Consider the following 24,588-nt stretch of genomic DNA (forward strand, 5'->3'; position numbering starts at 1 on the left):
GTCAAATTGGCGGGGGGTTGGATGAGAGTTCAGGAATTCTTCCAGGCGAACATGGAGCGGGCGCAGCAGGAGCGCAGCCAGTTCCTGCTGTTCAGTGGCATCGCCAACGCAGCGGGCCTGGTGGCGACGGTGAACCTGGTCGGTGGTGTGGACGCACCCGATGCGGTTCTGACTGCCCTCACGCCGTCGCTCCTCGGCTTCGGCGCCGGCTTGGCTCTCTTCCTCATGGCCATGTACTTCGCGGGCCTGGGACGCGGAGCGGAGACGAGAGTTGCCCTTGAAATGGCCTCGGCGGACGCCCTGAAAACAAGTCACCTGCAGGAGATTGCTTTTGTGATGTCCGCGCCGCCGGACTTGCCGTTCCTTCGCACCATAGTTGGCGAGCGCGCGGACGAGTTGGTGCGGACCGTCTACCGAGGACGCATGGATGCCGCTGATCGCCTGGAGGAGTTTCTGCGACTGCGGCTGGAAAAGAATGAAGGACCTGAGATCGCTCAGCTCCACCGGATCATCTTGCTCGGCGACGTGTGGTCGAGAGTCTCCGCCATCCTGGGTCTGGTGTGCTTCGCAGCGGCCTTCCTCTACGCGGTCATAGGCCACATGCGGGGCTTGTATGCCTTGGAGACCGCTCATATCGCGGCTCCGCCTCACGCTAACCTCACCCGGCCAGCCACCGAAGGATTGCCAGCCGTCCCCCGGCTCGCATCGCCACCATTGCCCGGCGCCGCCCCCGACCCACTGAAAACCGAACCGTTAGAGACCAGGCCGGCGTCCAAGTAGCCGGAACCGCCACCGCCGCCGCCGGCATCGACACTGGCCAGGGCGCCGCCGCCCCCGCCGCCATAGTATCCGCCGCCGCCGCCGCCGGCGCCCTGGTCGGAGTGCGACGCCCCGGAGCCGCCTTGATAGGCCGCGCCTGCGGAGCCCGCTGGCCCCCCGCCGCCCGAGCCGCCTGCGCCGCCCGCGCTGGGGGTTCCACCACCGCCGCCGCCGGCGCTCACGCTCCCGCCCGCTGACCCCGAGGCGCCGCCCCCCGCGCCGCCGGGCGCGCCTGAGGCGCGGGCCGCGCCGCCGCCGCCGCCCGCGATCAGCAGCGGCGCACCGGACGCCTTCCGAATTCCGCTGTAGCCGCCGCCCCCGCCGCCGGGATCAACCCCGCCGCCGGAGCCACCCGAGCCGCCGCCGTTCACCCCGCCCGCCGTCGAGGGATTGTCACCTCCCGCCCCGCCCACATAGACCTTGTAGGCGACGCCCCCTTCCCACAGCACGTCCCCGATCGCCGCCCCACCGGCGCCGCCCCACACCCCGGACCGGTTGAAGCCGCCGCCCGCGCCCCAGACCTTGGCGCCGGCCACGAAGGTCACGTTCGGCGTGAGGTCCCAGACGCCCGCCGTGCCAAGGTCAAGCGGGCCATCCGCCCCCAGGTCCCATTCCGTCTTGCCGCTCACCGCGGGCGAGATGGTGAACTTTCGTCCGAACTCGCCGGCCATGAACGCGAAGCGCTGATGGCTGAGCATCAGTCCCACCCCTGCAGGACGTCGAAGGCGGCGATGGCCGCGGCGCCCGCCGGGATCTGCGCCTCGATCTCGTTGCTGCGCGTGCGGATCGCGTCCACGGCCGCCCAGGCCGCCTCGAGGTCCGCCGACTCTTGGGCCTCCTGCGGGGTCCAGGCGCGGTCCTGGGCGATGCGCAGCAGCACCACGGCCCGGGCCGTCAGGTTCCGCTGCTTCCACTCCGGATAGAGCGCCAGGATGCGACCGGCCGCCTGGGCCTTCACCTGCGCCACCTTGGCCTCGCGCATGCCCGCGACTTCCTGCGGGCTCTTGGCGCGCACCGTCCAGGTCCTAACGACGGCGGTCGGGGTTACGACCTCGACCGGCCCTTCGCAGACCTGGGTCACGGCGTCGACGCTCGGAGCGTCCTCATTCTCCACCGGCAGATAGCGCGGCTTGTGGGCAGCGACATCGATCCCCTCGGGGACCTCGCTGAACACGCGGTAGCCGAGGATCTCGGCTGCGGGGCTCACCAGGGCGTAGAGCATCAGATGTCGGTTCCCTTGGTGGTGGTGATGAAGAGATCCGCGCCGATCAGGTCCATATCGATCGCCATGTTGTCGTTGGCGTCGGCGGTCGCCCGGAAGAACTCGAAGAACACACTCTCGCCCCCGACCGGGGTTCCGGCGATCGTGATCGCGGCGCTCTCGGGGCCGATGTATTGCCTGCCCGTAGTTCCGCCGGTGTCGGTCGAGTACTGGGCGGTCCCGAAGGCCGCATCGAGGGCCTCGTTGTCCCCCACCGCTACAGCCCGGCAGCCGACGACGACGCCGAAATTCACCGTGGTGGCGCCGTGTCTCCAGCGCGGGCGGAAGCTGACCGTGCCGCCGTCATAGGCCTTGGGCATCGGGACCAGCACCTGCACGGCCTCGCTGACCGAGGTGTCGAAGGCGAAATAGGCGATCATCTGCTTGTTGGTCGCCAGCTCGACGATCACGCCCTGGGCGCCGTTGGTCTGGCGGCCCTTCATGGAGGCCGCCACCAGCGGAATCGTCTGGCGCCCCGCCGCTCCGGCGGCCACCGCCACGTCCCGCGCCGTCTCTGCTGCGGTCTTCGCGGTCGCGGCGTTGGTGGCCGAGGTGGCCGCCGCGCTGGCCGAGGCCGCCGCCGCGCTCGCCGCCGGCGCCGCCCCGGCGATCAGCGCCAGGCTGGCGTCCAGGTTGGCGAACACGATCCCCACGTCGCCCAGGGCTGCGGGGAAGTTCACCCCATGGCCGAAGCCGGCGAAGCCGCCGGGGTTGGCCACCGACTTCACGCCGCTGTTGTAATAGGCGGTGGTCAGCCGGGTGACGGCGTCGGAATAGGCGCTCATGCGAGGATCTCCCGGAAGGTGGCCGCGACCGGGTTCAGGGTCGGGTAATTGAAGCGGGCCGGCGGCGGCGTCTTGAACACCGCCGGGAAGGCCTCGCGGACGCCGCCGGCCTCGTCGTCGCTGTCGGGGACGAAGACCACCGTCTTGCCGATCCCGGCCCGGGCGCCGGCGTCGAACATCCGCCGGGCCTCGGCGGTGGTCAGGGCCTGCCAGCTGATGTTGAGCACCCGGCGCGAGGCCCGCTCCTCGGTGAACAGCCGCCCCGACGGCCCCTCATCCTGCTGGCTACGCACCTCGAAGCCGAGATCGCGCCCGCGTTCGAAGTTCACCGCGGGGGAGAAGGTGGACGAGATCCACACCCCGCCCAGGTCGATGAAGCCGGCGGGATTGGTGACGTCGTCGAACTCGAACCGCAGGGCGTCCACCAGCTGCTCGTCGAAGCTGAAGAACCGATGCCGGCGGAACAGGTCGATCTCGCTGGAGAGCACCTGGCCCAGCCACCAGTTCTCCGCCTCCCAGGGCAGCTCGGCGGAGTCGTAGAGCCGGCCATAGACGTCCATCCAGTCGGTGACGAAGGCCGGTGATCCCCAGGTCCCGCCGGGCGCCTTGCCGGTCAGCCGGAACTTCGCCGCCAGGCTCATGGTGTGGAACATGAAGCCCACGAAGTTCACCGTCGCCGCATTGGCCAGGGCGACGTCGAACTGACTGTTGGCCAGGGAGGCGCAGTTGGGGCACCGCGCCGGGGCGGCCACGAACCGCTCGTCGGAGAGCAGGTTGGCCAGGGACAGCGGCGCGAGCGACCAGGCCCCGCCTGTGATCGTGGCGGTAGCGGCGAGGTTGCTGTCGGTGAACTTGCCCAGGGCGGCCATCTCAGCCCCACAGGGTCCAGATCGCCTGGTCGCGCCGGGGCCGCAGGGGCTCCTCGGCGATCAGCACGAAATTGTCGTTGATGGCCTTGGCCGGATAGCTCAGGGCGACGGTTTCCCCCAGCTGAGCGGTCAGGCCATCCAGCAGGCTGATGGTCACCCGCCACAGGCGCCGCGGCTTGCCGTCCCCCCGCAGCCCGAACAGCGCCTTCAGGGATGCCGCCAGGGCGATGGCGTCGGCCTCGACCCGCAGCGCGGTCTCCACCGTCAGGGTGCGCCAGGCGCGCGGGAAGCGGCCCTTGACGGTGGCTTCGGTGTCCACGGCCCACCGGTACTCGGCGGCCAGGCGCTCGGCGGTGGCGGTGTTGCGCACGCTGTCCTTCAGCTCGCCATTGCCGAAGGTGGTCCAGATCCGCCCCCAGCCCACCCGGATCTCGCCGATCGGCGCGGGCGCCGTGTCGTCGGCCTCCAGGTTCAGCACCTGGTCGGCGGCTACACCAACGTCGGCGGTGACCTTGGGGGCGGCGAAGGTCACTGCCTGATAGACCCCCAGCCGGTCGGGCAGGACCGCGGTCAGGGCGCCGCGCACCGTCCAGGCCACGAGCTCGCCGGCCCGGGCAGTGTCGGCGCTGAACACCCCCACCACCGCGGTCGACGACAGGGCCGCCACCGAGGAACCAATCCGGCCGCCGGGCACACCGGCATGGGCCAGGATTCGCGCGGCGATCGGGCCGGCCGTCTCCACGTAGGAGCCTGTGGCGTCGCCCTTGCAGCCGAAGGTCAGGCCCTTCACCGGCGCGCCGTTGATCTTCATCAGGCCGCGCGTCAGGTCCATGAAGTAGCTGGCGGCGGAGGGCGTGTTGGCGTCGAAGAACACGCTGCTCTTGTCGCCCTGGTCGGCATAGCCGGCCGCCGCCCCGCCGTCGAAGATCGCCTCGGCGCCGGAGATCAGCGCCTCGTGTAGCTGGAACACATAGTTCCCGGCATTGACCTGGATCGGCGGCAGGTGGGCGGCGGTCAGGTCGCCGAAGGCCAGGGGCTTAACCCGCCCCTTCAAGCCATCGGCCGAGCCCTCATAGAGGATCGTGGTGCCGTTGTTGCCGCCGGAATAAAGGCTCGGCTGCACCGCCAGCTCCAGCTCGGCGCGATAGTCGTAGAGATCCAGCCGCACCCGGGCGGCCTGGCTGGACCGGCTGTCGAAAGCCGGCAGGACACAGAGGCCCTTCAGCACCAGGTCGGCGGCGGCGAAGGCCGTCCCCTCGGTCCAGCGCCAGACCCGGATCTCGTTGAAGGCGTAGCCCTGATAGGCGTCCAGATAGGCGTCGCCGTTCAGCAGGGTCATGGAACCGGCACCCAGGGCGGGGCTCAGGCTCTCCAGGTCGCCAAACAGCGCGCGCCGGAAGGTTGGCGCCTCAGCCAGCCGATCGTCCCAGACCACGCCGGCCCGGTCTGGATCGCCCGGCGGGAACGGTCGGATGGCGCGGTCGCTGAACCGCAGGGTGCTGGCCGCCCCGGCCGGGGACACCACGTCGATCTCCACCAGGATCACCGTGCCCATCACGCCACCTGCTGGAAGCGGGCGGCCGCGCCGGCGATCTGGCCGGTCCGGCGCATCTCGATCAGGGTGGCGGTCTGTTCGGCGGTCAGCCCGCCCAGATAGTCGAAGCCGGCGCCCAAACTGTTCAAGGCGGCTTCGAGCGCGGCTTGAGCGGCCGTCGAACCCGCCCCCTGCGCCTTGCCCAACTCGGCGATCGCCGCCTTCAGGTCGGTGCGCAGGGTCTCGATGGCCGCCACCAAGCGATCCCCCTGGGTGGCGGCGATCTCGCCGTACATCAGCTTCAGGGTGGGGATATTGGCCACCGAGACCGCCAGCGACGGCGTGATCGCCTTGGCGACGTCGTCATTGGCCGCGGCGGTCAGGGCGCCGGTCAGCACCAGCTTGTCGAGCGGGATGCCCAGCGCCTGCAGCTGGGCGGCCACCGGGTTGGCGGACGCCCCGCCGCCGGCCGCCACGCCCTCGATGTCGGCGCGCACCTGGTTGTAGAGCGCCAGCCGGGCTTGGGCGTTGTCGGTGGCCTCGCGGTCCGCCCCCAGCAGCCGGTCGGCATAGGTGGTCACCTGGCCCGCCGCGTTCACGTCGCCGCCGCGAGCCTGGCTCAGCACCCGCTGATAGTCCGCCAGCGCCTGGGCCCGCTGGGCCACCGGCGACAGCTCGGCCGAGGCTGACATGGAAAGCCCGTCCAGCCACTGCCGCAGGCCTCTGCGGGCGTCGGCGAAGGTGTCGGCGGTGTCCGCCACCTGCCGGGCAAGGTCGGCCAGCTGCAGGTCGCGCAGGGCGTCGATCCGGCCAAGGACCTCGGCCCCCACCTGGCCCGAGGCGATCAGTTGCTGGGCGCTGGCCTTCATGGCCTCGATCTGGTCGTTGATCTCCCGCACACCGCGGGCCTGCTGGTAGGCGGCGGGGTTGAGGATCTTCAGGAAGCCCTCGTTGAGGTCGGCCGAGAGGTTGTCGGCGGCCTTGTCGGCCGCGGCCCCGAACCGCTTCATCACCTCGTCCAGCTCCAGGGCCTCGAGCCGGGTGAGCTGTTCGTTGACGGCCCGGAGCTGGGCGGCGGTTAGATAGCCGGCGCCGGCGGCGTCCTCGACCTCCTTGCGGCGCGCGGCCTGCGACTTGCCCAGCTGAGCCACGTCGTAGCCCTTGGGGTCGGTGAGCTTGAGGATCGCGTCGGCGATGGCCTGCGGAATGGCCTGGGCCGCGCCCAGCTGGCCCAGGGCCGCGGCGATGTCGTCGAAGCCCTTGCCGGCCGCCAGCAGCCCCTCCACCAGGGCCTTCTGGGCGTCGTCCTTGAAGGTGGCGGTGGCCAGCACCGCCTTCAGCCCCGTCTCGGCGGCCGCGGCCGCGTCGCCCACCGCGCTGGTGAAGGCCCGGCCGTCGGAAAGCACGATGTCGGTGGCGTCCCGGGTGCCGAGATCCAGCGACTTCACTGTGGCGTTCAGGGTGATGCCGGCGGCCTTCAGCATGGCCTCGCCCTGCAGCACGGCGTTGGCCGCGTTGGTGGCCATGGCCGTCGTCTCGGCGGTGCGCTTGGAGCCGGTCAGGGTGAAGCCGGTGTCGGTGAGGTCAGCCTGGGCGCCGTTGTTGGAGGGCTTCTTCTTGAATAGGGTCGCGGCCGCCAGGATGGCGATCGCCCCGATCGGGCCGAGCACGGCGGCCGACGACAGCATGGTCCCGAGCGAACCGGCCAGGGCCGCGCTGCCCCCCAGGCCGATGATGCCGTTGGCGATGCCGGCCCCGATCGCGCCGCTCAGCGCCGACCCGGCGACCGCCGAACCCAGGGCGGCGCCGGCCATCCCCAGACCCATGTCGAGGCCGGCGTTGCCGGTCCCCAAGCCCATGGCCTGACCGATGGCGGCGCCTGTGCCGCCCTGGCCGACGATCGCGCCCAGACCGCCCAGGCCGGGGATGGCGCCCGACAGCCCGCTCACCCCCTTCACCACCGCCTGGATCGCCAGGGTGATGGGCTCCTTCAGCAAGGCGTCATAGAGCGCGGCGCGCAGCTGCTGCTCGGCATAGTCGGCCACGTCGTCGAAGCCGAGCTTGCCCGAGCGGATGAATTCGTCCCGGACCGCATCCCCCAGCTGACCCACCGCCCGGGCATTGTCCTCGGCGTCGTTCGCCAGCCGCGCCCGCAACCGCAGTTCGTCTTCGGTGAGCCTGTTCTGGGCCAGCTGATTTTGCCGCGACAGCTCCCGATAGCGCTGCTCGATCTCCCGCTCGCGGTTGGTGAGCCGCAGCAGCTGCAGCTCGTCAGCCTGCTGACGGGCGAAATCGGCGTTGTCGTTCGCCGCCTGGATCGCCTGTAGCGCCTGCAGCTTGTCACGCAGGGCGACGACCTGGTCGAGCGTCAGGGTCTTCCCGACCTGTTCGATCTGTTGGCGGACCTCCTCCGCCTGGCCGTAGGCGATCACCGCCCGGGTCCCGCCCTGAATGGCCACGCCCCGTGCCCGCTCGCTGGCGATCCGCCGGTCGAGATCCTGCAGCGTTCCCGCGACCCTCTCGGCCTTTTCGGTGGCCTGGCGCTGGCGTTCCCTGGCCTCCGCCGTCGCGACGGCGGCCTCGGCCTCGCGTCGGTCAGCGGCGGTCAGCTGATCGAGGGTCTCGATGCCGGTCTGCCGCAGCGCCTCCAGACCGGCCTCCCGGACCTGCAGGGCCTCGAGCGCCTGCTCGCCCTGGGCTGCGGCGACCGACCGCCGGGCCAGCGCCTCGGTGTCGAGCTGGGCGGTGCGCTGCAGGCCTATCGCCGCGCCGACCCGGTCATTGGCCAGCTTCAGCCGCTCGCTCTCTTCGGCGCCCGCGCGGATCTTGGCGGCCAGGGCGCCCTCGGCGGCGGTGGCGGCGGCCTTGTGCGCCAGGCCGGCCTGCTCGACCGCCTGGCGCCCGGCGTCCTTGATCCGCCAGTCGTCCAGGGCCGCGCCGCCCTGTTTCAGGGCGTCGCGATAGGCGCCCAAGGCCACGACATCGGCCGCCAGGTCGTCGGCCAACCGGCCGGCCTTGCGGGACTTGGACGTTGGCGTCGCAGAACCGGCCGAGCCGGCGGCGGCCGTGGGCGGGTTCCACTTCGGGTCCAGCAACGGGGTGTCGTTCAACGCCTTGATCCGCGCCTGGGCCCGCGCGATCACCGCCTCGCTCTGTGCGATCTGCGGTCCGACGCTGGTCTCCGCCACTGTCGGGCGGAAGCCCAGGGCGACCCCGGCGAACAGGGCCTCGCGGTTGCCCTTGGCCTTCAACCGATCGACGTCCCCCTGGGCGGTGGCCACCTGGGCCATCATCTGGTTGATCGCCGCGGTCTTGTTGGCGGCGGCGACCCGGTAGAGTTCGTCAGCCAAGGCCCCGACCTTGCCGGTCAGGCTCTCCACCAACTGCTGGGCCGCGGCCGACCTTTGACCCAGGGCCTGGATCTGCCCGCCGGCGTCGCCGCCAACCCACTGGGTCTCGGCCAGGCTGGCCTCCAGGGCGTCCAGGTGGGTGGTGAGCTGACGGGCGTCATCCGCGGACGAGGCGGCGTTGCTCCCCCAGACGGCGAGGCCCGCCGCGGCCGCCCCGCCGGCCAGGGCCAGGACGATGGCCAGCGGGCCGCCCAGCGCCGTCGTCGCCGCGGCCAGCAGGCCGACGCCTTCCGCCGCCGCCAGGGCTTCCGCCCCGATCGCCGCGAGGGCCGCCCCGGCCCGCAGCCCCACCAACGCCGCCAGCACGACCGCCACCTTGTCGGCGTTCTCCGCCAGCAGGCCGAGGCCCCGGGCGCCCGCGCCCACGAGTTCACCCAGCTCCCGGGCCAGGGTCCGCACCTGTTCCACCGTGTCGCCGCCGAGGCTGTCATGCAGGTCGGCCAGGCCGGCCACCACGCCGCCTAGGAAGGCCTCGCCACCCACGGCGCTCAGGCTGAACAGGTCGGTCTTCAGCAGGCCGATTTGCACCCGCGCCCTGCCGAGATCGCTGTCCAGGTACTTGGCGACGGCGGGCCCGAACTCGCTCTTCAGCTGGGCGGCGAACTTGGGGAGGAAGTCCTCGGCCAGCAGCTTGCCGGCCCCGACCATCTTGTTGAATTCGGCGGTCCCCATGCCCATCGCGCGGGCCGCGATATTGGTCGCCCCGGGGATCGCCTCGGCCAGCTGCTGGCGGATCTCCTCCATGGAGACCACACCCTTGGACGCCACCTGGCTGATGGCCTCGAGCCCGCGCTGCACCTGCTCGTTGGAGCGGCCCATGGCCAGGCCCGCCTGCATGACCCCCGACCAGATCTCGCGGGTCTGCTGACCGGCCAGGGCCGTGCCGTTGGTGGCGCCGGCCAGGCCCAGGAAGCTGTTGGTGGCGGTCCTCACGTCCAGGCCCATGGCCAGGGCCTGGGCGCTGACATAGCCCATGGCGCTGTTGGCGTTGGCCGCCCCGCCGGTGACCGCCCCCAGGCCGGTGGCGAACCCGGCCGAGGCCTGGGCCGCGCCATACATGCCGGAGATCACCTCGCGCACCCCGATCGCGCCCAGCACGCCCCCCAGGGCCGCGGCCTCGCCCTTGGCGCCGCGCATCCTGCCCTCGACATTCCGGGCGCCCGAAGCCACCTCGTCCAGCCCCGCCTTGGCCTTGCGACCCCTGGGCTGCAGGCTCTCCACCGCCCCGCCGAACGACACCACCTCGGCCGTGGCCTGGCGGGCGTTGGCCTCGATCCGCAGCCGGGCGGTCAGGTCACCGCTCATCAGCGGGCCTCGTCGTGGAAGGCGTTGAGGGCCGCGGTCTCCATCACCCGCACGCGGATGAAGTCGTCGCTCTCCAGGGCCAGGCCTGACAGGCGGGCGGTGGGCTCGATGACCGCGTAGTCCAGGCCGGTCCGGACGATCACCGCCTTGGCCATGGTCGAGATGGCTGTGGTCCGCCACTGGGTCTGCAGGGCCTGGAACAGCCGCACGGCGGACCCATTGGCCGGCAGGATCGGGAAGTCGTCCTGCGGCGCCGCGGCCTTGGCGAAGTCGGCCATGGCCGCGGCGATATAGGCCTCCGGCAGGCCGAAGGCCTCCAGGTCAGCCCGCGCCGTCTCCAGCTCGCGGGCGGTCAGGTCTTCGGGCGTGAGGCGGCCGACCGCGATCAGGCAGGCGGCCGCTTCTAGTTTTTTACCGCGATGCCCTGCGAGAACTGTTGATAGGCCGCGATGATCGCCTGCCGCACATAGGGCGCCGACAGCAGGCCCTCCTTCAGCTCGGCGGTCAGATGCTCGTCCTTCAGACCCACCAGGCACATGCGCCAGGTGTTGTAGCCGTCCGGGTCGCCCTTCAGGAGGCCGGGCGCCTCGCCCTGCGTGATCGCCTCGAAGTCGTCCTTGGTCAGCAGCCGGAAGCGGGCGGTGAAGTCCTCGGCCTGCACGCCGCCGCCATCCTGCGGCACGTTCACACGCACGGGCCAGTCGGCCTCGAACGGCTGCCCGAGGCGCTTGAAGTCGAATTTGACGGCCATCGATCATGGTCTCCCTTTGGGTCTGTCCAAGCGGAGGGCGCGCCAGCCGTTCGGCCGCGCGCCCGGAAGGGGTCGGCGCGGTCGGCCTAGGTGCAGACGATGGCCAGCTGGTCGTCGAGGTTCTGGGCGGAGGGCCGGAACTTGAGACCCGCCGTGGTGACGTCGATGCCGTTCTCGTCGGAGTAGTCGGGCATCTCGGCCTGGGCCTTCGCCGTCACCGTGAGGATCGAACCCGCCGTCACGCCATGCACCAGGGTGATGGTGGTCAGGGTGTTGGCCTTGGCGACGGCTTCCAGGTTGAGGACCGAGGGCAGCAGCGACCCGATCTTCAAGGAGCCGGAGAACATCCGCTCCCCGGCGATCTCGACGGTCTTCTGGTTGGGCCGGTCGTGGAAGCTGACATTGTCCGTCTGCTCGATGGAGAGGCTGCGGAGCGGCGGGCTGGCCCCGCCGAAGGTGAAGATGGTGTTGGCCTGGTTGACCGGCGCCACGTCGTTGTGGCCGGTCCAGGTCGCGTCGGCGTGGCCGATCACCGCGCCGTCCGCCACCGCGGTCATGATCCCCCGGAAGGTGAACTTGGCGATCGGCTGCTTCTTCTCGTCGAACGTCCAGTTCACGAAGCCCCGGGCATAGGCCAGCTTGTGCAGCCGCCGGCCCTCCCGCCACGTGATGGCGCCCGTGGCCGAGGCCGCCGGATTGGCGGCCAGGGCGTAGGTGACCGAGGTGGTCGCCACCACCGTCTCGGCATAGCCGCTCATCAGGAGCAGCTTGCCCCACTTGGGGGCGGTGCCGGCCGTGCCGGACCCGCCCAGCGGGACCGAGAAGGTCAGCTCGCCGTACTCGCCCACCATCCAGTCCTTCACGCCGCCGAGGCCGGCCATGGCCGGGTTGGACCCGACGCGGTCGCCCTTCGGCTTGAAACTGACGTCCAGGGCCCAGACGACATCGACCGCGGCGGCCACGGGGTCGAGACCCGGCGTGACCTCGGCCTTGATCAGCAGGAGCTTCTTGTCGGCCATCTCAGCCTTCCTCGGTCTGGCCGCCGGCGCTGACCGGCGGCTGGGTGAACAGCTCGCCGGGCGGGACCGGCGGCGTTGGGGGTGTGGGAGGCTCGCCCATGGTGGGTTCCGACGGGTCGGCCAGGTGATCGGGGACTTCGGCTCCGACGCCCTGCAGCGCCTCGACGATGGCCCTGCGGCTCGCCTCGGGCAGCACCGGCGCGGGGGCCGCCTCGCTCGGACCGTCGACCAGCACCTGCGGGGTGTCGGTGCGCTCCAGGACGCCGTTCGGAGCGCGGACATAGGAGCCGGGGTCCTCCGGCGTGGCGAGGCGCTCGGCGGCGAGGCCGCGGATCTTGGGCTTTTTCACGATTGCTTCCCGTAGGTTTCCTGGGTGTCGAATGTGAACTCGAAGAGCGTCATCCACCGGCCGCCATCCTGACCGGCCGAGTACTGCAGCAGCCGCGAGCCGGCATATTCGAAGGTCGAGACCGCGCCAGGCGGCTGCCAGCCCCGCAGGGCGCCCTTCATCTCGTCTCGGGCCGCCTCGAACTGGGCAAACCCGCCCGGGAAGGTCAGGACCAGGGTGGCGCCCATGCGCCAGGTCTCGCCCTGGGTGACGATCAGGCCGGCGTCGCGCACCGGGTGGGCGCGGTCGCCCAGCGGCGTGAGCAGGACGGAGACGTCGGGGCCGATGGCCAGGGTCTCCACCAGCTGGCTGGCGTCCATGCCCGTGGCGACCTGCAGGATCGAGGGGCAGCTGGCGCGCAGACGCTCCGCGCTGGCGTCGTAGAGGCCCTGCATCAGAGCACCGCCACGGCCGCGGCCCGGACCAGATGCTCCAGGGCGATCTGCGGGATCGCGGCCTCGTCCTGCGACGACAGGCCCAGATAGGGCCTGGCCGGCAGCGAGACGCTCTTGGCGCGGATGAACTGGCCGGTGGCCAGGGTGAAGGCGAGCGCTCCGCCCTTGGTGTTGATCACGCCCCCCACCTGGTGGATGGCGGCATAGTCCCGCGCCACCCCGCCGGCCCCGATCTCGACGGCCTCATCGCCATCCAGGACATAGTGGACGCTGTCGCGCAGGTTCCCTTCGCCCACCAGGGTCGGCATGCCGGTGACCTGGGAATGCAGCGACGGTTTCCAGGGCGCGCCGTCCGGGGCGAGGTTGGAGTCGAAGCGGTTGAGGGTGGAGCTCTCCAGCTCCGCCCCGATGTCGGCCAGCATCGGCCGCAGGTCGCTGAGCGCCTGACGCCAGCCGGCGACGGCGCCCCGAGGGGCCAGATCGTCCAGCTGCAGGGAAAAGGCGACGCCCATCAGCCGCGCCCCGTGAAGCGGGACAGGCTGTCGTCGGTGAAGATCCGCTCGGGCGCCGCGTACTGGGCGCCGCTGCCGGCGCTGGCCGCGGGCAGATCCTCGCCCACCGCGCCGCCCCCCAGCACCGCCAGGCCCTTGGCGACATCCTTGGCCCAGGCCCGCCAGCGGGCGGCGGCGGTCTTGACGTGGTCGCGCCCCTGCCGGTCCAGCGCCTCGCGGGCGATGGCGATGGCCGCCTGCTTGGCCGGCTCGGGAACCGGGTTGAGCGGCGTCGGGTAGCGGGCGGCGAAATAGGTGTCGAGTTCCGCGCTCGCGTCGGTCAGGGCGCCCAGGATCCGGGCGCTGTCATAGCCCGTCGCCGGCGCCACGGCCTTCGCCAGGGCGAGGGCTTCGGCGTCCGTGACGGTCTCGACGAAATCGGCGACGGCGGCATAGGGCATGATCAGCCTGCGGTCTTGCCGGCGCGGGGCGCGGCCTTGGCGGGCTTCGGATCGTCCTCGACCAGCTCGGCGCGATCGGCGGCCAGGCGGGCTTCGAGGATCTCGGCGGGGAGATCGACCTCGGCCTCGACGATCGACCCCTCCGCGAAGAAGCGGCCGTCGTGGTCGAGGGCGATCTGGGTGAGACGGACGCGCATGGCTAGGCGATCGCGTTTTCGAAGAAGTAGGCGGCGTCGGCGGCGGTGATCAGCTCCTTCACCGTCTCGCCCACCCGGATCCGCACCCCGCCCCTCAGGCCGATGGTCGGGTCCGGACGCTGGCCGGCCACCGGCGGCCCATAGGGCACGGTCATGCCGAAGGTGATGCCGCGCTCCCGGTCGGCCATCTTGCTGCGATAGAGGAAGGCCGCATGCTTGCCCCAGGCCCGCGCCAGGGTCTGGGTCTGGCCGCGCTTGGCGGTGTTGACGAAGGCGCCGCCCACCAGCACGTCGTCCAGTTCGAACACCTCGGCGAAGTCCTTGCGGCTCACCAGGCCATCGCTGCCGGAGGTCTTGTTCACCGCCGCCACGATGCGGGGGTGACGCCGCAGCGCCGTCCAGGTCTGGGCCCCGAACACCGCCACATTGGGCCGCATCAGCGTGCCCTCCAGGGCGTCGGAGATGGCGATCACCGGGTTGGAGTTGACAGCGTCGGACCACTGCGACGTGCCCGAGAGGGTGACCTTTGCGCCGGCGGCATAGGTGGCGGCGTTGAACACCAGGCCCGCCGTGCGGACCTCGCGGTCCAGGGCGATCAGGTCGGCCAGCCACTCGGTGGAGCGGGCCTGCGGCGCCACGAGGTTAGGATTGCCCCCCGCGGCCGCCTCGCGGTCGGCCTGGTCGATGTCGTCCTGCGGGATCTCGTCCTCCAGGCCGAAGTCCAGGGCCTCGGCCGTGGTGGTCGTCCCGGTGAACTCCACGGTGTTGGGCGCCCCGCGCCGGCCGACCCGGGTGTCGGGGATGGTCAGGATCTCGCCCTTGTTGAACAGGGTGTAGCGGAACTCCTTGGTGGCCACCGGCGCCACGCGGGGCAGCACCTCGTCGGCGATGAGCGCGCGGTTGCGATAGGCGATGGCGATCGCGGTGAGCTGCGGGTCGAGGGTGAAGGGGGCGCTGGCGGCCATGGTCGGGATCTCTTGCGGGTTGAAGGCGGGCGGTGGGCTGGATCAGCCTTGGATCGAGCCGAGGTCGAGGAAGACGTCGCCGATGTCGCCGGACACCGCCGAGACCATGGCGAAGCCGATGATGCGGCTATTGACCCCGGCGCCCGGCGCGGCGGTCACCGCCCGGCCGACCGAGTCGCTGGTGATCGGTTGGCCGCGGGTGACCGCGCCCCCGAACTCCACCTCGGCGATGCCGGTCAGCCGCACCTCGCAGCGGTGGCCGATCGGAACGTCGGCGCTCATGTCGCTGACCCCCATCAGCAGGTCGGTGGCGGCGGCGCCCATCAGCACCGAGGAGTCGGTGGCGCCGAACTTGACGAGGCGGCGGCGGGTCACGGCGGCTTCGGCGGTGAAGGTCTTGGTCAGGCCGGGGATCATGGTGCGGGGCTTTCTGGGTTGGCGTCAGGCGGTCTGGGCGCGGGCGACGGCGGTGGCGTAGGAGAGGGTCTCGCCACGCGCCTGGGCGGCGGTCACCAGCTCGCCCGCCCGCCGGGCCAGGTCGGCGGGATCGAGGCGGCCGTCGAAGCCGTCCCCGGCCGCGACCTCGGCGAAGGTGATGGAGACCCCCAGGCCGCCCAGCAGGGCGCGCAGTTCGGCGCGGGGGTCAGCGTCGGCCTCGGCGAAGGCTACGGTCTCGTCGCCCCCCAGCCGCGCGAACAGGCCGGCGACCCGGTCACGCTGGGCGGGCGGCAGGCGGCCGGCGGAGACCAGCTCGTCGACGAAGGCGCCATCGGCGGCGCGGGCCTCGGTGCGGTCGGCCTCGGAGAACTGGGCGGCGCGGGCGTTCAGCTCGGCCTCGCGAGCGTCGAGCTCGGCGGCCCGGGCGGTAAGGTCAGCTTGCGGGTCAGCGTCAGCGGGAGCTGGCGCCGAGGCCTCCTCGATGAACGCGGCGGCCGCCTCGACGGGCTCGGCGGCCAGGATGGGCGCCTCCACCTCGGCGAAGGCCGGCGCCGGCGGAGTGGTCTCGACGTTCTCCACCGACCAGCCGGGGATCACCCGGTCGGCCACCTCCAGCCCGAATTTCTCGATGAAGAAGTCCCGCATCGAGCGGAAGATGTCCTTCACCCAAAAGCCGTCGGCCTGGGAGAACTCCACCGCCGGGGCGGCGTCCTCATCGAAGGCGGCCTGAAGACCCTTCACAGCCGGCGGCTGGGCGCCGAGATAGCCCAGGTGGCGCAGGTACCAGGCGCCGGGCTTGGGGTTGCGGTCGTCGCTGGGCGCATAGAAGGCCGCCGAGACATAGCGGTAGCGGCCGGCCTCGACCCCCTCGGTGAATTCCGGCGCCAGCTTCTCGGGCTCGGCTACCAGCACCCCGTCCACCACCGACAGGCCCTTGACCCAGCCCCAAGCCGGATCGTCCGTCTTCGGATGGCCCAGCACGATGGGCGCGGCCTGCAGGGCGGGATCGTAGCTCGCCGCCATGCCGGCGACGTCGGCCTCGGTGAAGGCATAGACCTTGCCGTCGCTGGCGCGGTGGCGCCCGGCCTTGAAGGCTTGGATGGACCTGGACATGACGACTCTTCGGGGACGAGGTCGCGCTGGACGACCCCTCGATGTGTCGTCAATGTGCCGGTGATCCGGCGAGGCGTAGCCCCGGACAACTGTCCGGCCATCTTGTCGCTACTCGATCAATCCGTTCCGGCTATCAAAGGGTGGGCAAGCCGCAGTAGGCTCCACGAATGGAAGCGCAGACCTACTATGCAATCGTGGAGGGCGCCGCTCGATCCGCGCCCTCACAGGCCCTCTCGCTCACCTCCATCTTTCTCCAACCCGCCGTAGTCGGCGCTGCAATCGCGGGGGCAGTGGCAGGCATCGGATTATTGGTGAACTTCTATGCGAGTCACCGGCTCCAAGTGCAGCGTCTGGCCCACGAACAAGCCCTGGCTGATCGCCGCTTCGAACGAGACGTCGAACTTACGGACCAGAAGTCCCGCCTCGACCTGCAGCTCGCTGACCGGCGCTTCCATTCTGAGATCGACTTGGCAGACCGAAAGCATCGGCTTGACCGCTTGCTGGAGCAATGGCGTCGCCGATTGGATTGGGCGGAAGAAACGCTCGCAGATTTTTATAGCGCTGCCCACGCGATGACAGTGATCCGGTTTCCTGGCGGCTTTGGCGACGAGCCAGAGCAGCGCGAGGGAAGAGACCTCGAGCCTAAGGATCTACGTGCGTTCAGAGATACCTATTTCCCGGTCCTGAAACGCCTTCGAGACTATAACGAGCTATTGAACAGCCTGCACTCGAAGCGGTTTCGTGCTGCCGCCATGTTCGGCCCAGCTGCAACTGAACCGTTTGATCGGTTCCACCAAGTAGTCGTGCAGGTGACCGTCGGTGCGCAGGCACTAATGCGTTCGATCACCCACTCAGACGTCGGCACAATGCCTGCCCACAAGGAGAAGATGGAGAAGCGGGTTTGGGAAGGGTTGGAGGATCCCGATCCGATCGCGAAAGAGGTTGAGGCCATCCTTTCTCAGGCGGAGAAGATCTTTAGCCCTGTTCTGAGTGAAGCTGCCCCCAGTCCTGCGGCAAAAGAGCCAGCCGAGTTGGCCTAACCCTCACCGCATCCACTAGGAGCGGTCGTCGCTCCTGAGACGAAGATCTAGAAGCTCCTCACTTCATTCGTCGGCTGGAAAAATCGGACGCGGCTGCTGCACCGCCGCAAGCCAAGGAGACGCAACCAGTGTTCGGAAAATCCCGAGGCAAACACGGTGAATTGGTCCCGGAGCCACACGACGGTCCGCCAGATTCGGAGCGCCGGTCTGGGCTTTGTCCGAGGTGCGATCGGCTGTCGTCTTTCGACCTCTTAGGATCCCTTCCGCTCACCTTTGACGGCAACTACTCGGTCGACACCAATGGATCTCAGCACCCGACCTATAACGAGCAAGCCACGGTCCTGGTATGTCGCCATTGCAGACAGGGTGTTTGTGTCCTCGAGGAGGAGTTTGTGGGCGGCGCAAGCTCCAAGAGTGGGCGCGGCGGCGGCGCCATTACCTGGCGTGGATTTCACTGGTGGCCGCTGTCAGGCGCCAAGACACACCCCGCAGTGCCACCACCAATATCCGCAGCGCTTGGTGAGGCCGTGGTCGCTTTGTCGGCCAACTGTCCGCGTGCAAGTGCGGTAATGGCTCGCCGGACCCTGGAGGCGGTTGCCTTCGACAAGGGGGAGACTGACGGCGTCCTTGCAGTTCGACTCAAGAGGATGGCCGAGCGAGGCCTCTTGCATGAGTCACTGGCAGATTGGTCTAAAGAGGTGCGCCTCATCGGAAACGTTGGGGCGCACTTCGACCCAATTGAGGACGTTTCCAATCAGGATGCGCGACAGCTGTTGAAATTCATCACCGCGCTTCTGGAGTACATTTACGTCCTCCCTGCGGAACTTGCCGCAAGGCGAAGCCAGGTTCCATAACCGCGTACAGGACAAGCGAGCCATGTTCGCTGGCGACCACGCGGTCTAAGGGTTGCTCCGGCCAGCATCGCGCACAACCCCGTCGAACGACTTCAAACGGGGTAGGACGGGCGCAAGGGGTTCGGCCGCCCCTTCGCCGCGCATCGGCTGTCCCGGGCCTGCAGGACCCATTCCTGCGCTAGTTGATCGCCAGGCCATCCGGGGGCATATTGACCCCGCGTTGTGGCGCCCGGCGATGGGATCCAGAGCAGCGCCATGAGGCCCGGCGGTCGCCCCGCGCGGGCCTTTTCTATTTCCGCCGATAGACCAGGGTCCCGACCCGGAAACCCACCGAGGTCCGGGCGGCTTGGTCGCGGGGTTCGAGACGCCGGCCGGGGCCGAAGGCCGTCGAGCCCATCCAGACCCCGCCGCTCGCCCCCTCGTGGAAGCTGACGACGAACAGGGCTCGGCCGGCGTCGGCCGCGTCCAGGGCGGCGACATAGTTGCGGACCAGGACCGAGGTCCCGTCCTGACGCTGCTGCAGGGAGTGCCAGATCTCGTCGGGGTCCCTAAGGGTCTGCGCGAAGATCTCCGCCAGGGGCGCCCGGGCGTCCAGGCCGCGCTTGGGTCCCGTCGAGACCCCGGCCAGGTCGTGCTGCTCGAACATGCGCCGGCCCACCACCACCGGGACCTGGGCGGCGTCGATGAACACCTCGCCCTCGCCCTTGCCCAGCACCGCGGCGAAGGCGTCGAACAGCGCCGCCGGGTCGGCCGGCAGGTCGGGCCTCACCTCCACCCCCGGGGGCAAGGGCCGAGCCGCCGGCAGCGGCGGCAGGGTTCGTGGCCGCCGCGGCGAAACCACCGCCTCCCTCTGCGCCTGCGACATGGCGGGCGGCTGCAGGCCGGCCAGCCGCGCCTGGCCGACATTGTAGTCGAACCCCGGATCCACGCCGCGCGGGACCAAGCTGGTCTCGCCCGTCCGCCGGTTCTTCCAGGCGACCTGGTCGTAGGCGCCGCGCGCCTGCAGCTCATCCTCGCCGGTCACCGCCTCGGCCACCCGCAGGGAGGTGACGAAGCACTTACAGCCCCAGCCGTTGGGACAGTAGTGGGTCTTCCAGAAGGCGTGGCCCACCGGCAGGGTGATCTTGTCCCAGGCCAGGTGATCCTGGCGCGGATGCGCCTGAGGGGTGTGGTGGTACTGCAGGAACGGCCGGGTCGCGGCGGCGGCCATGAACCGCTCCCAGCGGCCGGCGGCGTGGGCCATGCGGATATTGGTGTCGTAGATCGTCCGTAGCCGGCGCGGTGAGCCCAGATTGACCAGGCGGACCTCGCCGGTGACCGGGTCGGACTGGCGCTGCTTGCCCCACCAGCCCTTGGCCTGCAGCATCGGCCGCAGCTCGGCCACGAACCGTTCCTTGGTCCAGCCGTCCCAGAACGCCTGCAGCAGGCCGCCGTGCAGATCGGCCAGGAGGTCGGCCTTCATGGCCTTGGCCACCACGAAGCTGGCCAGGTGCTCCTCCTTGGCGACGTCGCGCCAGTCGAAGGAGAACCGGCCGCCCACCACCTTGCCCTGCAGATAGTCGACCGCCTCGGCTGGCGGCGCGGTGTTGAAGACCAGCTCCGGCACGGCTCAACCCTTGGCCAGGGCGCGGTCCTCGCGGTCGGAGATCCCCAGGCCCGCCTTGCCCGCCGCTCGGGCCTGGAACAGCACGCCGGCCAGGTGCTCGGTGAAGGCCGCGCCGGCCGGGCTGGTGAACACCTCGGCCAGGCGCTCGGCGGCGACCTCCAGGGTTGGAGAACCGGCCACCACCTGCTCGACCGCCGCGGCGATCGGTTCGATCAGCGGCTCCCAGTCCAGAGCCTCGACGAAGGCGTCGGCCGCATCGCTGTCAGCCAGGGGCTCGGCGAACAGGGCCGCCAGCTGGTGGCGCAGCACCGACCGGACCTGACCTTCCGAGAAGGTCGGCGGCGGCGGCGGGACGCTGTCGCCGGTCGGGGGTTGAGGCGCCGCCTTGCGGGTCCAGCCGGGGAACAGCTCGGCCAGGGTCGCGTCTTCCGGCTCGTAGCCGGCCTCGCCCATGGTCTTGATGGTCTCGGCCCGCTCCTTGGTCAGCCTGGACGCCCGCTCGGCGTCCTCCGGGCTGGGCCGCCGCAGGATGGGGGTAGCGGCGCCCGGGAAGTTCCACTCGGTCAACCAGCGGGCCGGACCCTGCTGGAAGCTCTCGCACAGCTCCTCGATGTCGGCGTCGGTCAGCTCCTCGCGCACGTCGAAGTGGACCTTGCCCTGGGCGAGAGAGGCGCCGTCGTCCGTGGTCATGGTCTGGCCGAGGGTGACCTTGGAGATGTCGGCGTTCTGGAACTTGTAGAACGTGGCCTGGTCGACCGTGCCGCGCACCGCCTCCAGCAGCTCCAGGGCTGTGCCCTCGGGCTTGATCACCGCGCCGTCGATCCGCACCGCCATGGCCGCCGCCAGCAGCTTGCGCTGGTCCTCCGGTGTCGTCCCCGGCGGATAGGTGCCCACCGCCGTGGGCGCCCCGAACTTCTCAAGGGCCCGCAGCCAGAAGCTCAGGCCCATCTTCTTGAAATAGACCGGCCAATAGAGCTGGTGGGCCAGGCCCAGGCCGTAGGGGTCGTCGTCATTGTCGGCGCCCGACGACATCACCCAGAACTTCCGGTCCGGCATGGCCTCGCCGACGATGGGCGCCGCGCGGGTCAGCAGCTGCAGCTGGCCGGTGCGGGAGAACCGGAAGCGCCAGGGGGTGCGGACCTTGATGCGGTCCAGCCAGACCTTACCGTCCCGGATCACCCATAGGCACTCGCCGACCGCGTAGCCGTAGAACACCCCCCAGGTCATGCCCTTGGTGGACCGGTCGAAGGCGATCGCCTCCAGATTGGCCTGCAGATGCTCGGCCGCGGCCTTGCTGAGCGCGTCCTCCGCCCCGGGCTCCACCACCAGCGGCCGCGAGACGATGGCCAGGCGGCGCTGCTGAAAGGTGGAGTGGACCTGGGGATCGCGGCGGATCTCCCGATAGGCGTCCCAACGGCCGCCCAGGCCGCGCAAGACCGCGTCCTGCGCATCGGCCATCGGCCCCAGATAGGGAACGGTGATGTCGCGTCCGTCCAACGAGGCGGCGACCTCCTGGGTGATGGCGCGCGGGGCGGCGGGTTCGTCGGCCATGGTCAGAAGCTCTCGATCTGCAGTTCGGAGGCGACCACGCCGAAGGCGCGATCGACGGGCTCGCGGCTGACGCCTGGCAGGGCCGAGCCGCTGGACTGGAAGCCGATCTCGCCCACCACCCCCAGGCGGATGGCGTAGCCGCTCATCACCAGGGCGACGGCGGCGTCGGCGTGCCGCTTGGCCTCGCCGCCCTTGACGTCCTCGCCCTTGCCCGTGGTGCGGGACTTGGGGACGGTGGCCACCCCGTTCTCGACCTTCACGGCCCGCAGGTCGGCGGCGACGTCGCTGTCGCGGGGGATTTCGACCCGGCCGTCCTCGAACCGCGCCTTCACCGGCGGGCCCTGCTCCAGCCACCAGGTGGCGTTGGTCAGCACCGCCTCGACCCGGCTGGCCCCGAAGGTCTGCACCAGGCGCTCGGCCAGGTAGCCGCCGTTGCCGGCCGCATCGAGGGCGGCCCGCCAGCGCCGCAACCGGCGCAGTACATAGACCCAGACGTATTCCTGCTCGGTGTAGGGGACGTTGCGCATCTCCAGCACGAACAGGCTCCGCCAGCTGCGGTCCTGCAGCTCCTGCATCGGCCACAGCACCGAGAGGTCCGACGAGCGGGCGAAGTCCCCGCCCACCCCGAAGGCCGCCAGGGCGTTCAGCGCCTGCAGGATCGGCAGCAGCTGGCCCGCGCACCAGTCCTGGATGAAGGCCAGGCGCAGGTGGTCGGGCTGGTGGGCGAAGCTGTCCTCCAGGGCCAGGCGAAGCACCGGGATCTCGCCGTTCTCGGCCCGCTCGATCTGGTCATAGGCCAGCCAGGCCCCGCTGCCCCGCGACGGGATGGCGTCCAGCTCCTCGGCGGCGTGGGCGCCATACAGCTTGCGGATCTTTGCCACATAGGCCGCCCGGCCCTCCGGCGTCGAGATCTCGCCCTTCTTGATCGCCACCCGGTCGTAGAGCCCGTCGTCGATCGCGTCTTGGAAGGTCACCCGGTAGACGCAGCCCGCCTGGTCGCCGGCCCGGACCGCCTGAATCAGCCGGTTGAAGGCCGAGTTCATGCCGTTGTGGGTGGAGAGCACGGCCACCGAGCCCCCCAGCATCACCAGGGCCATGGCCGCCTTGATCAGCTCGTCCAGGTCATCGACGAAGGCCGCCTCGTCGATGCGCACCTTGCCCTGCTTGCCCCGCAGCGACCGTGGCCGCGACGAAAGGGCCTGGATGGAGAAGCCCGAGGCGAAGTCGATCCGGTAGGCCATGATGCCCCGGGTCTCGCCGGGCCGCCCCGGATCCTCGTCCTGGAACATGAACTCGCCCACCACGGCGTCCACGTTCATGAAGGCCTTGGCGAAGGCCGCGCAGGCCTCGATGTATTCCCGGGCCATGTCGTGGCTGTAGGAGATGTAGAGGATGTCGTCGCCGCCCTCGCCGCGGTTGGTGGCGGCGGTCACCGCGTCGTCCCCGGCGAAGGCCCAGGTCGCGCCGATCCGTCGGCTCTTCTCCACCAGCAGCAGCTCGTGAACGTGGGACAGCCGGATCATCTCCCGCTGGTACCCGTGGAAGACGCCGCCGCGTCCCAGGCGCTGCACCGCGTCCTGCAGGTCGGCCTGCGCGCTGGTGGTCGGCGGCAAGACCTCGGCCGCCCGGGCGTCCCGTGCGGCCGTGTCGTCGAGGCTCTCGATCGGCGGCCGTTCCATCAGCCGCCGTCCAGCTTTACGCCCAGGATCTCAGCGCGCACCTGGCGGGCGGTCTCGGCCGTCCAGCCCAGTTTCTTGCCCAGCCGGCCCACCTCGGCCGCGGCCTTCTTCAGGGCCTCCTGCTCGATCTTCAGGGACCGGTCGGCGTCGGTTTTCAGGGCGCTCGACACGTCTTTAAGCGAGGCGGCGAACTGCATCAGGCTCTTGGGGTCGAAGCTGTCCTCGTCCTCCAGCTTGCCGATCATGTCGAAGGCCAGGCTCTGGAAGGCCTGGATCAGCACCTGCAGCCCCTTGCCGTCGCTCACCTGGGGCCCGACCTCGGCGGCGAAGGCGTCGGCGAAGGCCTGGCTACGCTTGATGCGCTCGGAGATCCTGGCGAACTTCTGGCCATAGCGGTGGACCGCCGAGCGGCTCGGCGCGCCGGCCGTTGCGCCGTTGAACTCCAGCAGGCCCTCCAGCCGGGTCATCACCTCGTCCAGCTGCAGGCGGCCGGCGTTGAACTCCACCAGCCAGGCCTCCAGCGCCTTGCGGGCGCCCTCGGGCAGCCGCTCGATCGAGGAGCGCGGCGCCATGCTCACCCCCTCGGCGTGGGACGGCGGACACCCGGCGTGACGGTGCGGCCGTCGGCGACGTCGCAGCCGCGCTCGGTCAGGGTCGCCACCACCAGGTCGCCGGCTGCGACGTTGGTCAACAGCCGCTGCTCGGCCAGCCAGGCCAGCTCGGTCTTCACCTGGTCCCGCGTCGCGGTCAGGCCCAGCTCGTCCACGGCCGAGTGCAGGATCGAGCTGTTGGCCCGGCAGGCCGGAGCAGTGTTCAGCACCTTCAGGATCGCGAGCCTCAGGTGTTCGGAGAAGTGGGCGGCATAGTTCATCAGGGACGCTCCACGCCCTTGGCGAGGAAGAACCCCTCGATGCGCTGCACCCCGGCGTTGGTGGAGGTCACCTCCCGGCCCACGGCCTTCACCTCGCCCTCCACCCGGGCCAGGTCGGCCTTGGTGGGCAGGTCCAGGATGTCGCTGCGGATCTCGGTGATCTGTCCCTCGGCCTTGATGATCCGCTCGCCATGCTCGTGGACGATGTCGGAGATCTCCCGGTCGCGAGCCTGCAGGACGGCAGTGGCCTCGGCGACGATCTTCTGCACCTCGCTGCGGGCGAACTGGCGCATGGACCAGGCCGCCCAGGCGGTCACCGCGTTCAGCACCACCAGGGCCATCGGCCAGTACTTCATCAGGGCCGCGATCACGGGAGGCTCCGAGCATGCAGGGCCAGCCGGCGCTCATGGGCCTCCTGGCAGGTGAGGCAGCGGATCGCCTCCGGCCGGGCCGCCAGGCGCTCGTCCTCCATGGGGTCGTCGCAGTCGGCGCAGACCAGCACCCCGAACACCACGTCGCGCCGCCGCTCGCCGGCCAGCGCCGCGGCGAGCGCGAGGTCGCGCCGGAACGCCTCGAACCTCTGGGCGTCGTCGATCACGTCGGTCATGGCGCGGCGCGCCTGGCGGTAGGAACGGAAAAGGCGGCGGTTGGGCTCACGGCGGGTCCACGCAAAACCCGGCTTGCGCCGGGGGATTTCACGTGTGCAGCATCAGGCTTCAGGCGAAGCGCGTAGCCCCGGACAGATGTCCGGACCGCACTTCGGATCTAACCGTCAGGCTGACGCGG

At 70.5% G+C, this 24,588-nt stretch carries 26 protein-coding genes; 2 read left to right on the forward strand and 24 right to left on the reverse strand.

Translation table 11 applies throughout. The features are described from left to right. Positions 1–647: 647 nt before the first annotated feature. The 17 genes from OCL97_RS05000 to OCL97_RS05080 all read right to left on the reverse strand — a co-directional run bounded on the left by OCL97_RS05000 (position 648) and on the right by OCL97_RS05080 (position 16,201). Complete coding sequence (locus OCL97_RS05000; protein ID WP_377368135.1) at positions 648–1,517, reverse strand: hypothetical protein; 870 nt, start codon at positions 1,515–1,517, stop codon at positions 648–650. Next, the gene (locus tag OCL97_RS05005; RefSeq protein ID WP_377368137.1) at positions 1,517–2,041 is read right to left on the reverse strand and encodes a hypothetical protein; all 525 of its coding nucleotides are present in this window, start codon (positions 2,039–2,041) and stop codon (positions 1,517–1,519) included. Before OCL97_RS05005 ends, OCL97_RS05000 begins: the two co-directional genes overlap by 1 nt. After that, positions 2,041–2,865 carry a hypothetical protein gene (locus OCL97_RS05010; protein WP_377368139.1) on the reverse strand — a complete coding sequence of 275 codons (825 nt, stop codon included), beginning with the start codon at positions 2,863–2,865 and terminating at the stop codon, positions 2,041–2,043. The genes OCL97_RS05005 and OCL97_RS05010 overlap by 1 nt, the downstream gene beginning before the upstream one ends. After that, positions 2,862–3,734 carry a hypothetical protein gene (locus OCL97_RS05015; protein WP_377368141.1) on the reverse strand — a complete coding sequence of 291 codons (873 nt, stop codon included), beginning with the start codon at positions 3,732–3,734 and terminating at the stop codon, positions 2,862–2,864. Before OCL97_RS05015 ends, OCL97_RS05010 begins: the two co-directional genes overlap by 4 nt. Position 3,735: 1 nt before the next feature. Continuing rightward, the gene (locus tag OCL97_RS05020; protein WP_377368143.1) at positions 3,736–5,289 is read right to left on the reverse strand and encodes a hypothetical protein; all 1,554 of its coding nucleotides are present in this window, start codon (positions 5,287–5,289) and stop codon (positions 3,736–3,738) included. Continuing rightward, positions 5,289–9,983: a tape measure protein gene (locus OCL97_RS05025; protein ID WP_377368145.1), complete on the reverse strand. Its 4,695-nt coding sequence runs from the start codon at positions 9,981–9,983 to the stop codon at positions 5,289–5,291. The genes OCL97_RS05020 and OCL97_RS05025 overlap by 1 nt, the downstream gene beginning before the upstream one ends. Continuing rightward, complete coding sequence (locus tag OCL97_RS05030) at positions 9,983–10,261, reverse strand: DUF1799 domain-containing protein (RefSeq protein WP_377368147.1); 279 nt, start codon at positions 10,259–10,261, stop codon at positions 9,983–9,985. The genes OCL97_RS05025 and OCL97_RS05030 overlap by 1 nt, the downstream gene beginning before the upstream one ends. A gap of 125 nt (positions 10,262–10,386) precedes the next feature. After that, positions 10,387–10,734, reverse strand: coding sequence for a hypothetical protein (locus tag OCL97_RS05035; protein ID WP_377368149.1), 348 nt, complete (start codon positions 10,732–10,734; stop codon positions 10,387–10,389). Positions 10,735–10,820: 86 nt separating this feature from the next. Then, positions 10,821–11,753 carry a hypothetical protein gene (locus OCL97_RS05040; RefSeq protein WP_377368151.1) on the reverse strand — a complete coding sequence of 311 codons (933 nt, stop codon included), beginning with the start codon at positions 11,751–11,753 and terminating at the stop codon, positions 10,821–10,823. A 1-nt stretch (position 11,754) separates the two neighbouring features. Continuing rightward, the gene (locus OCL97_RS05045) at positions 11,755–12,102 is read right to left on the reverse strand and encodes a hypothetical protein (protein ID WP_377368153.1); all 348 of its coding nucleotides are present in this window, start codon (positions 12,100–12,102) and stop codon (positions 11,755–11,757) included. Next, positions 12,099–12,536: a phage tail terminator protein gene (locus OCL97_RS05050; RefSeq protein ID WP_377368155.1), complete on the reverse strand. Its 438-nt coding sequence runs from the start codon at positions 12,534–12,536 to the stop codon at positions 12,099–12,101. Before OCL97_RS05050 ends, OCL97_RS05045 begins: the two co-directional genes overlap by 4 nt. Beyond that, positions 12,536–13,048, reverse strand: coding sequence for a phage virion morphogenesis protein (locus OCL97_RS05055; RefSeq protein WP_377368157.1), 513 nt, complete (start codon positions 13,046–13,048; stop codon positions 12,536–12,538). The genes OCL97_RS05050 and OCL97_RS05055 overlap by 1 nt, the downstream gene beginning before the upstream one ends. Then, a complete protein-coding gene (locus OCL97_RS05060; RefSeq protein WP_377368159.1) occupies positions 13,048–13,488 on the reverse strand; it encodes a phage protein Gp36 family protein in 441 nt (146 codons plus the stop codon). The genes OCL97_RS05055 and OCL97_RS05060 overlap by 1 nt, the downstream gene beginning before the upstream one ends. Positions 13,489–13,490: 2 nt before the next feature. Then, positions 13,491–13,685 carry a hypothetical protein gene (locus OCL97_RS05065; RefSeq protein ID WP_377368161.1) on the reverse strand — a complete coding sequence of 65 codons (195 nt, stop codon included), beginning with the start codon at positions 13,683–13,685 and terminating at the stop codon, positions 13,491–13,493. Positions 13,686–13,687: 2 nt separating this feature from the next. Beyond that, positions 13,688–14,650 carry a major capsid protein gene (locus tag OCL97_RS05070; protein WP_377368163.1) on the reverse strand — a complete coding sequence of 321 codons (963 nt, stop codon included), beginning with the start codon at positions 14,648–14,650 and terminating at the stop codon, positions 13,688–13,690. 42 nt (positions 14,651–14,692) lie between these two features. Beyond that, positions 14,693–15,067 (reverse strand): capsid cement protein, encoded by a 375-nt coding sequence (locus tag OCL97_RS05075; protein WP_377368165.1) that lies wholly within the window; start codon positions 15,065–15,067, stop codon positions 14,693–14,695. A 24-nt stretch (positions 15,068–15,091) separates the two neighbouring features. Further along, positions 15,092–16,201 (reverse strand): hypothetical protein, encoded by a 1,110-nt coding sequence (locus tag OCL97_RS05080; RefSeq protein WP_377368167.1) that lies wholly within the window; start codon positions 16,199–16,201, stop codon positions 15,092–15,094. A 167-nt stretch (positions 16,202–16,368) separates the two neighbouring features. Here OCL97_RS05080 and OCL97_RS05085 point away from each other — a divergent pair, with 167 nt between their 5' ends. Together OCL97_RS05085 and OCL97_RS05090 are read left to right on the forward strand one after the other, a co-directional pair. Beyond that, positions 16,369–17,241: a hypothetical protein gene (locus tag OCL97_RS05085; RefSeq protein WP_377368169.1), complete on the forward strand. Its 873-nt coding sequence runs from the start codon at positions 16,369–16,371 to the stop codon at positions 17,239–17,241. 527 nt (positions 17,242–17,768) lie between these two features. Next, positions 17,769–18,095 carry a DUF4145 domain-containing protein gene (locus tag OCL97_RS05090; RefSeq protein WP_377368245.1) on the forward strand — a complete coding sequence of 109 codons (327 nt, stop codon included), beginning with the start codon at positions 17,769–17,771 and terminating at the stop codon, positions 18,093–18,095. A gap of 289 nt (positions 18,096–18,384) precedes the next feature. Here the strand turns inward: OCL97_RS05090 and OCL97_RS05095 are convergent, their stop codons facing one another. From OCL97_RS05095 to OCL97_RS05125, 7 genes are read right to left on the reverse strand one after another with little or no spacing between them, the layout of a single operon-like run. Next, entirely contained in the window at positions 18,385–19,701 is a 1,317-nt protein-coding gene (locus OCL97_RS05095; protein ID WP_377368171.1) for a PBECR2 nuclease fold domain-containing protein, read from the reverse strand. Positions 19,702–19,704: 3 nt separating this feature from the next. After that, positions 19,705–21,252, reverse strand: coding sequence for a DUF935 domain-containing protein (locus OCL97_RS05100; protein WP_377368173.1), 1,548 nt, complete (start codon positions 21,250–21,252; stop codon positions 19,705–19,707). A 2-nt stretch (positions 21,253–21,254) separates the two neighbouring features. Further along, positions 21,255–22,931, reverse strand: coding sequence for a terminase large subunit domain-containing protein (locus tag OCL97_RS05105; RefSeq protein ID WP_377368175.1), 1,677 nt, complete (start codon positions 22,929–22,931; stop codon positions 21,255–21,257). Beyond that, positions 22,931–23,503, reverse strand: coding sequence for a phage protein Gp27 family protein (locus OCL97_RS05110; RefSeq protein WP_377368177.1), 573 nt, complete (start codon positions 23,501–23,503; stop codon positions 22,931–22,933). The genes OCL97_RS05105 and OCL97_RS05110 overlap by 1 nt, the downstream gene beginning before the upstream one ends. 2 nt (positions 23,504–23,505) lie before the next feature. Further along, positions 23,506–23,802, reverse strand: coding sequence for a VpaChn25_0724 family phage protein (locus OCL97_RS05115; RefSeq protein WP_377368179.1), 297 nt, complete (start codon positions 23,800–23,802; stop codon positions 23,506–23,508). Then, the gene (locus OCL97_RS05120) at positions 23,802–24,173 is read right to left on the reverse strand and encodes a hypothetical protein (RefSeq protein WP_377368181.1); all 372 of its coding nucleotides are present in this window, start codon (positions 24,171–24,173) and stop codon (positions 23,802–23,804) included. Before OCL97_RS05120 ends, OCL97_RS05115 begins: the two co-directional genes overlap by 1 nt. Beyond that, positions 24,170–24,409: a TraR/DksA C4-type zinc finger protein gene (locus OCL97_RS05125; RefSeq protein WP_377368183.1), complete on the reverse strand. Its 240-nt coding sequence runs from the start codon at positions 24,407–24,409 to the stop codon at positions 24,170–24,172. The genes OCL97_RS05120 and OCL97_RS05125 overlap by 4 nt, the downstream gene beginning before the upstream one ends. Positions 24,410–24,588 lie beyond the last annotated feature (179 nt).

This window comes from Phenylobacterium ferrooxidans, assembly GCF_042714595.1.
GTDB classification, from domain to species: Bacteria; Pseudomonadota; Alphaproteobacteria; order Caulobacterales; family Caulobacteraceae; genus Phenylobacterium; species Phenylobacterium ferrooxidans.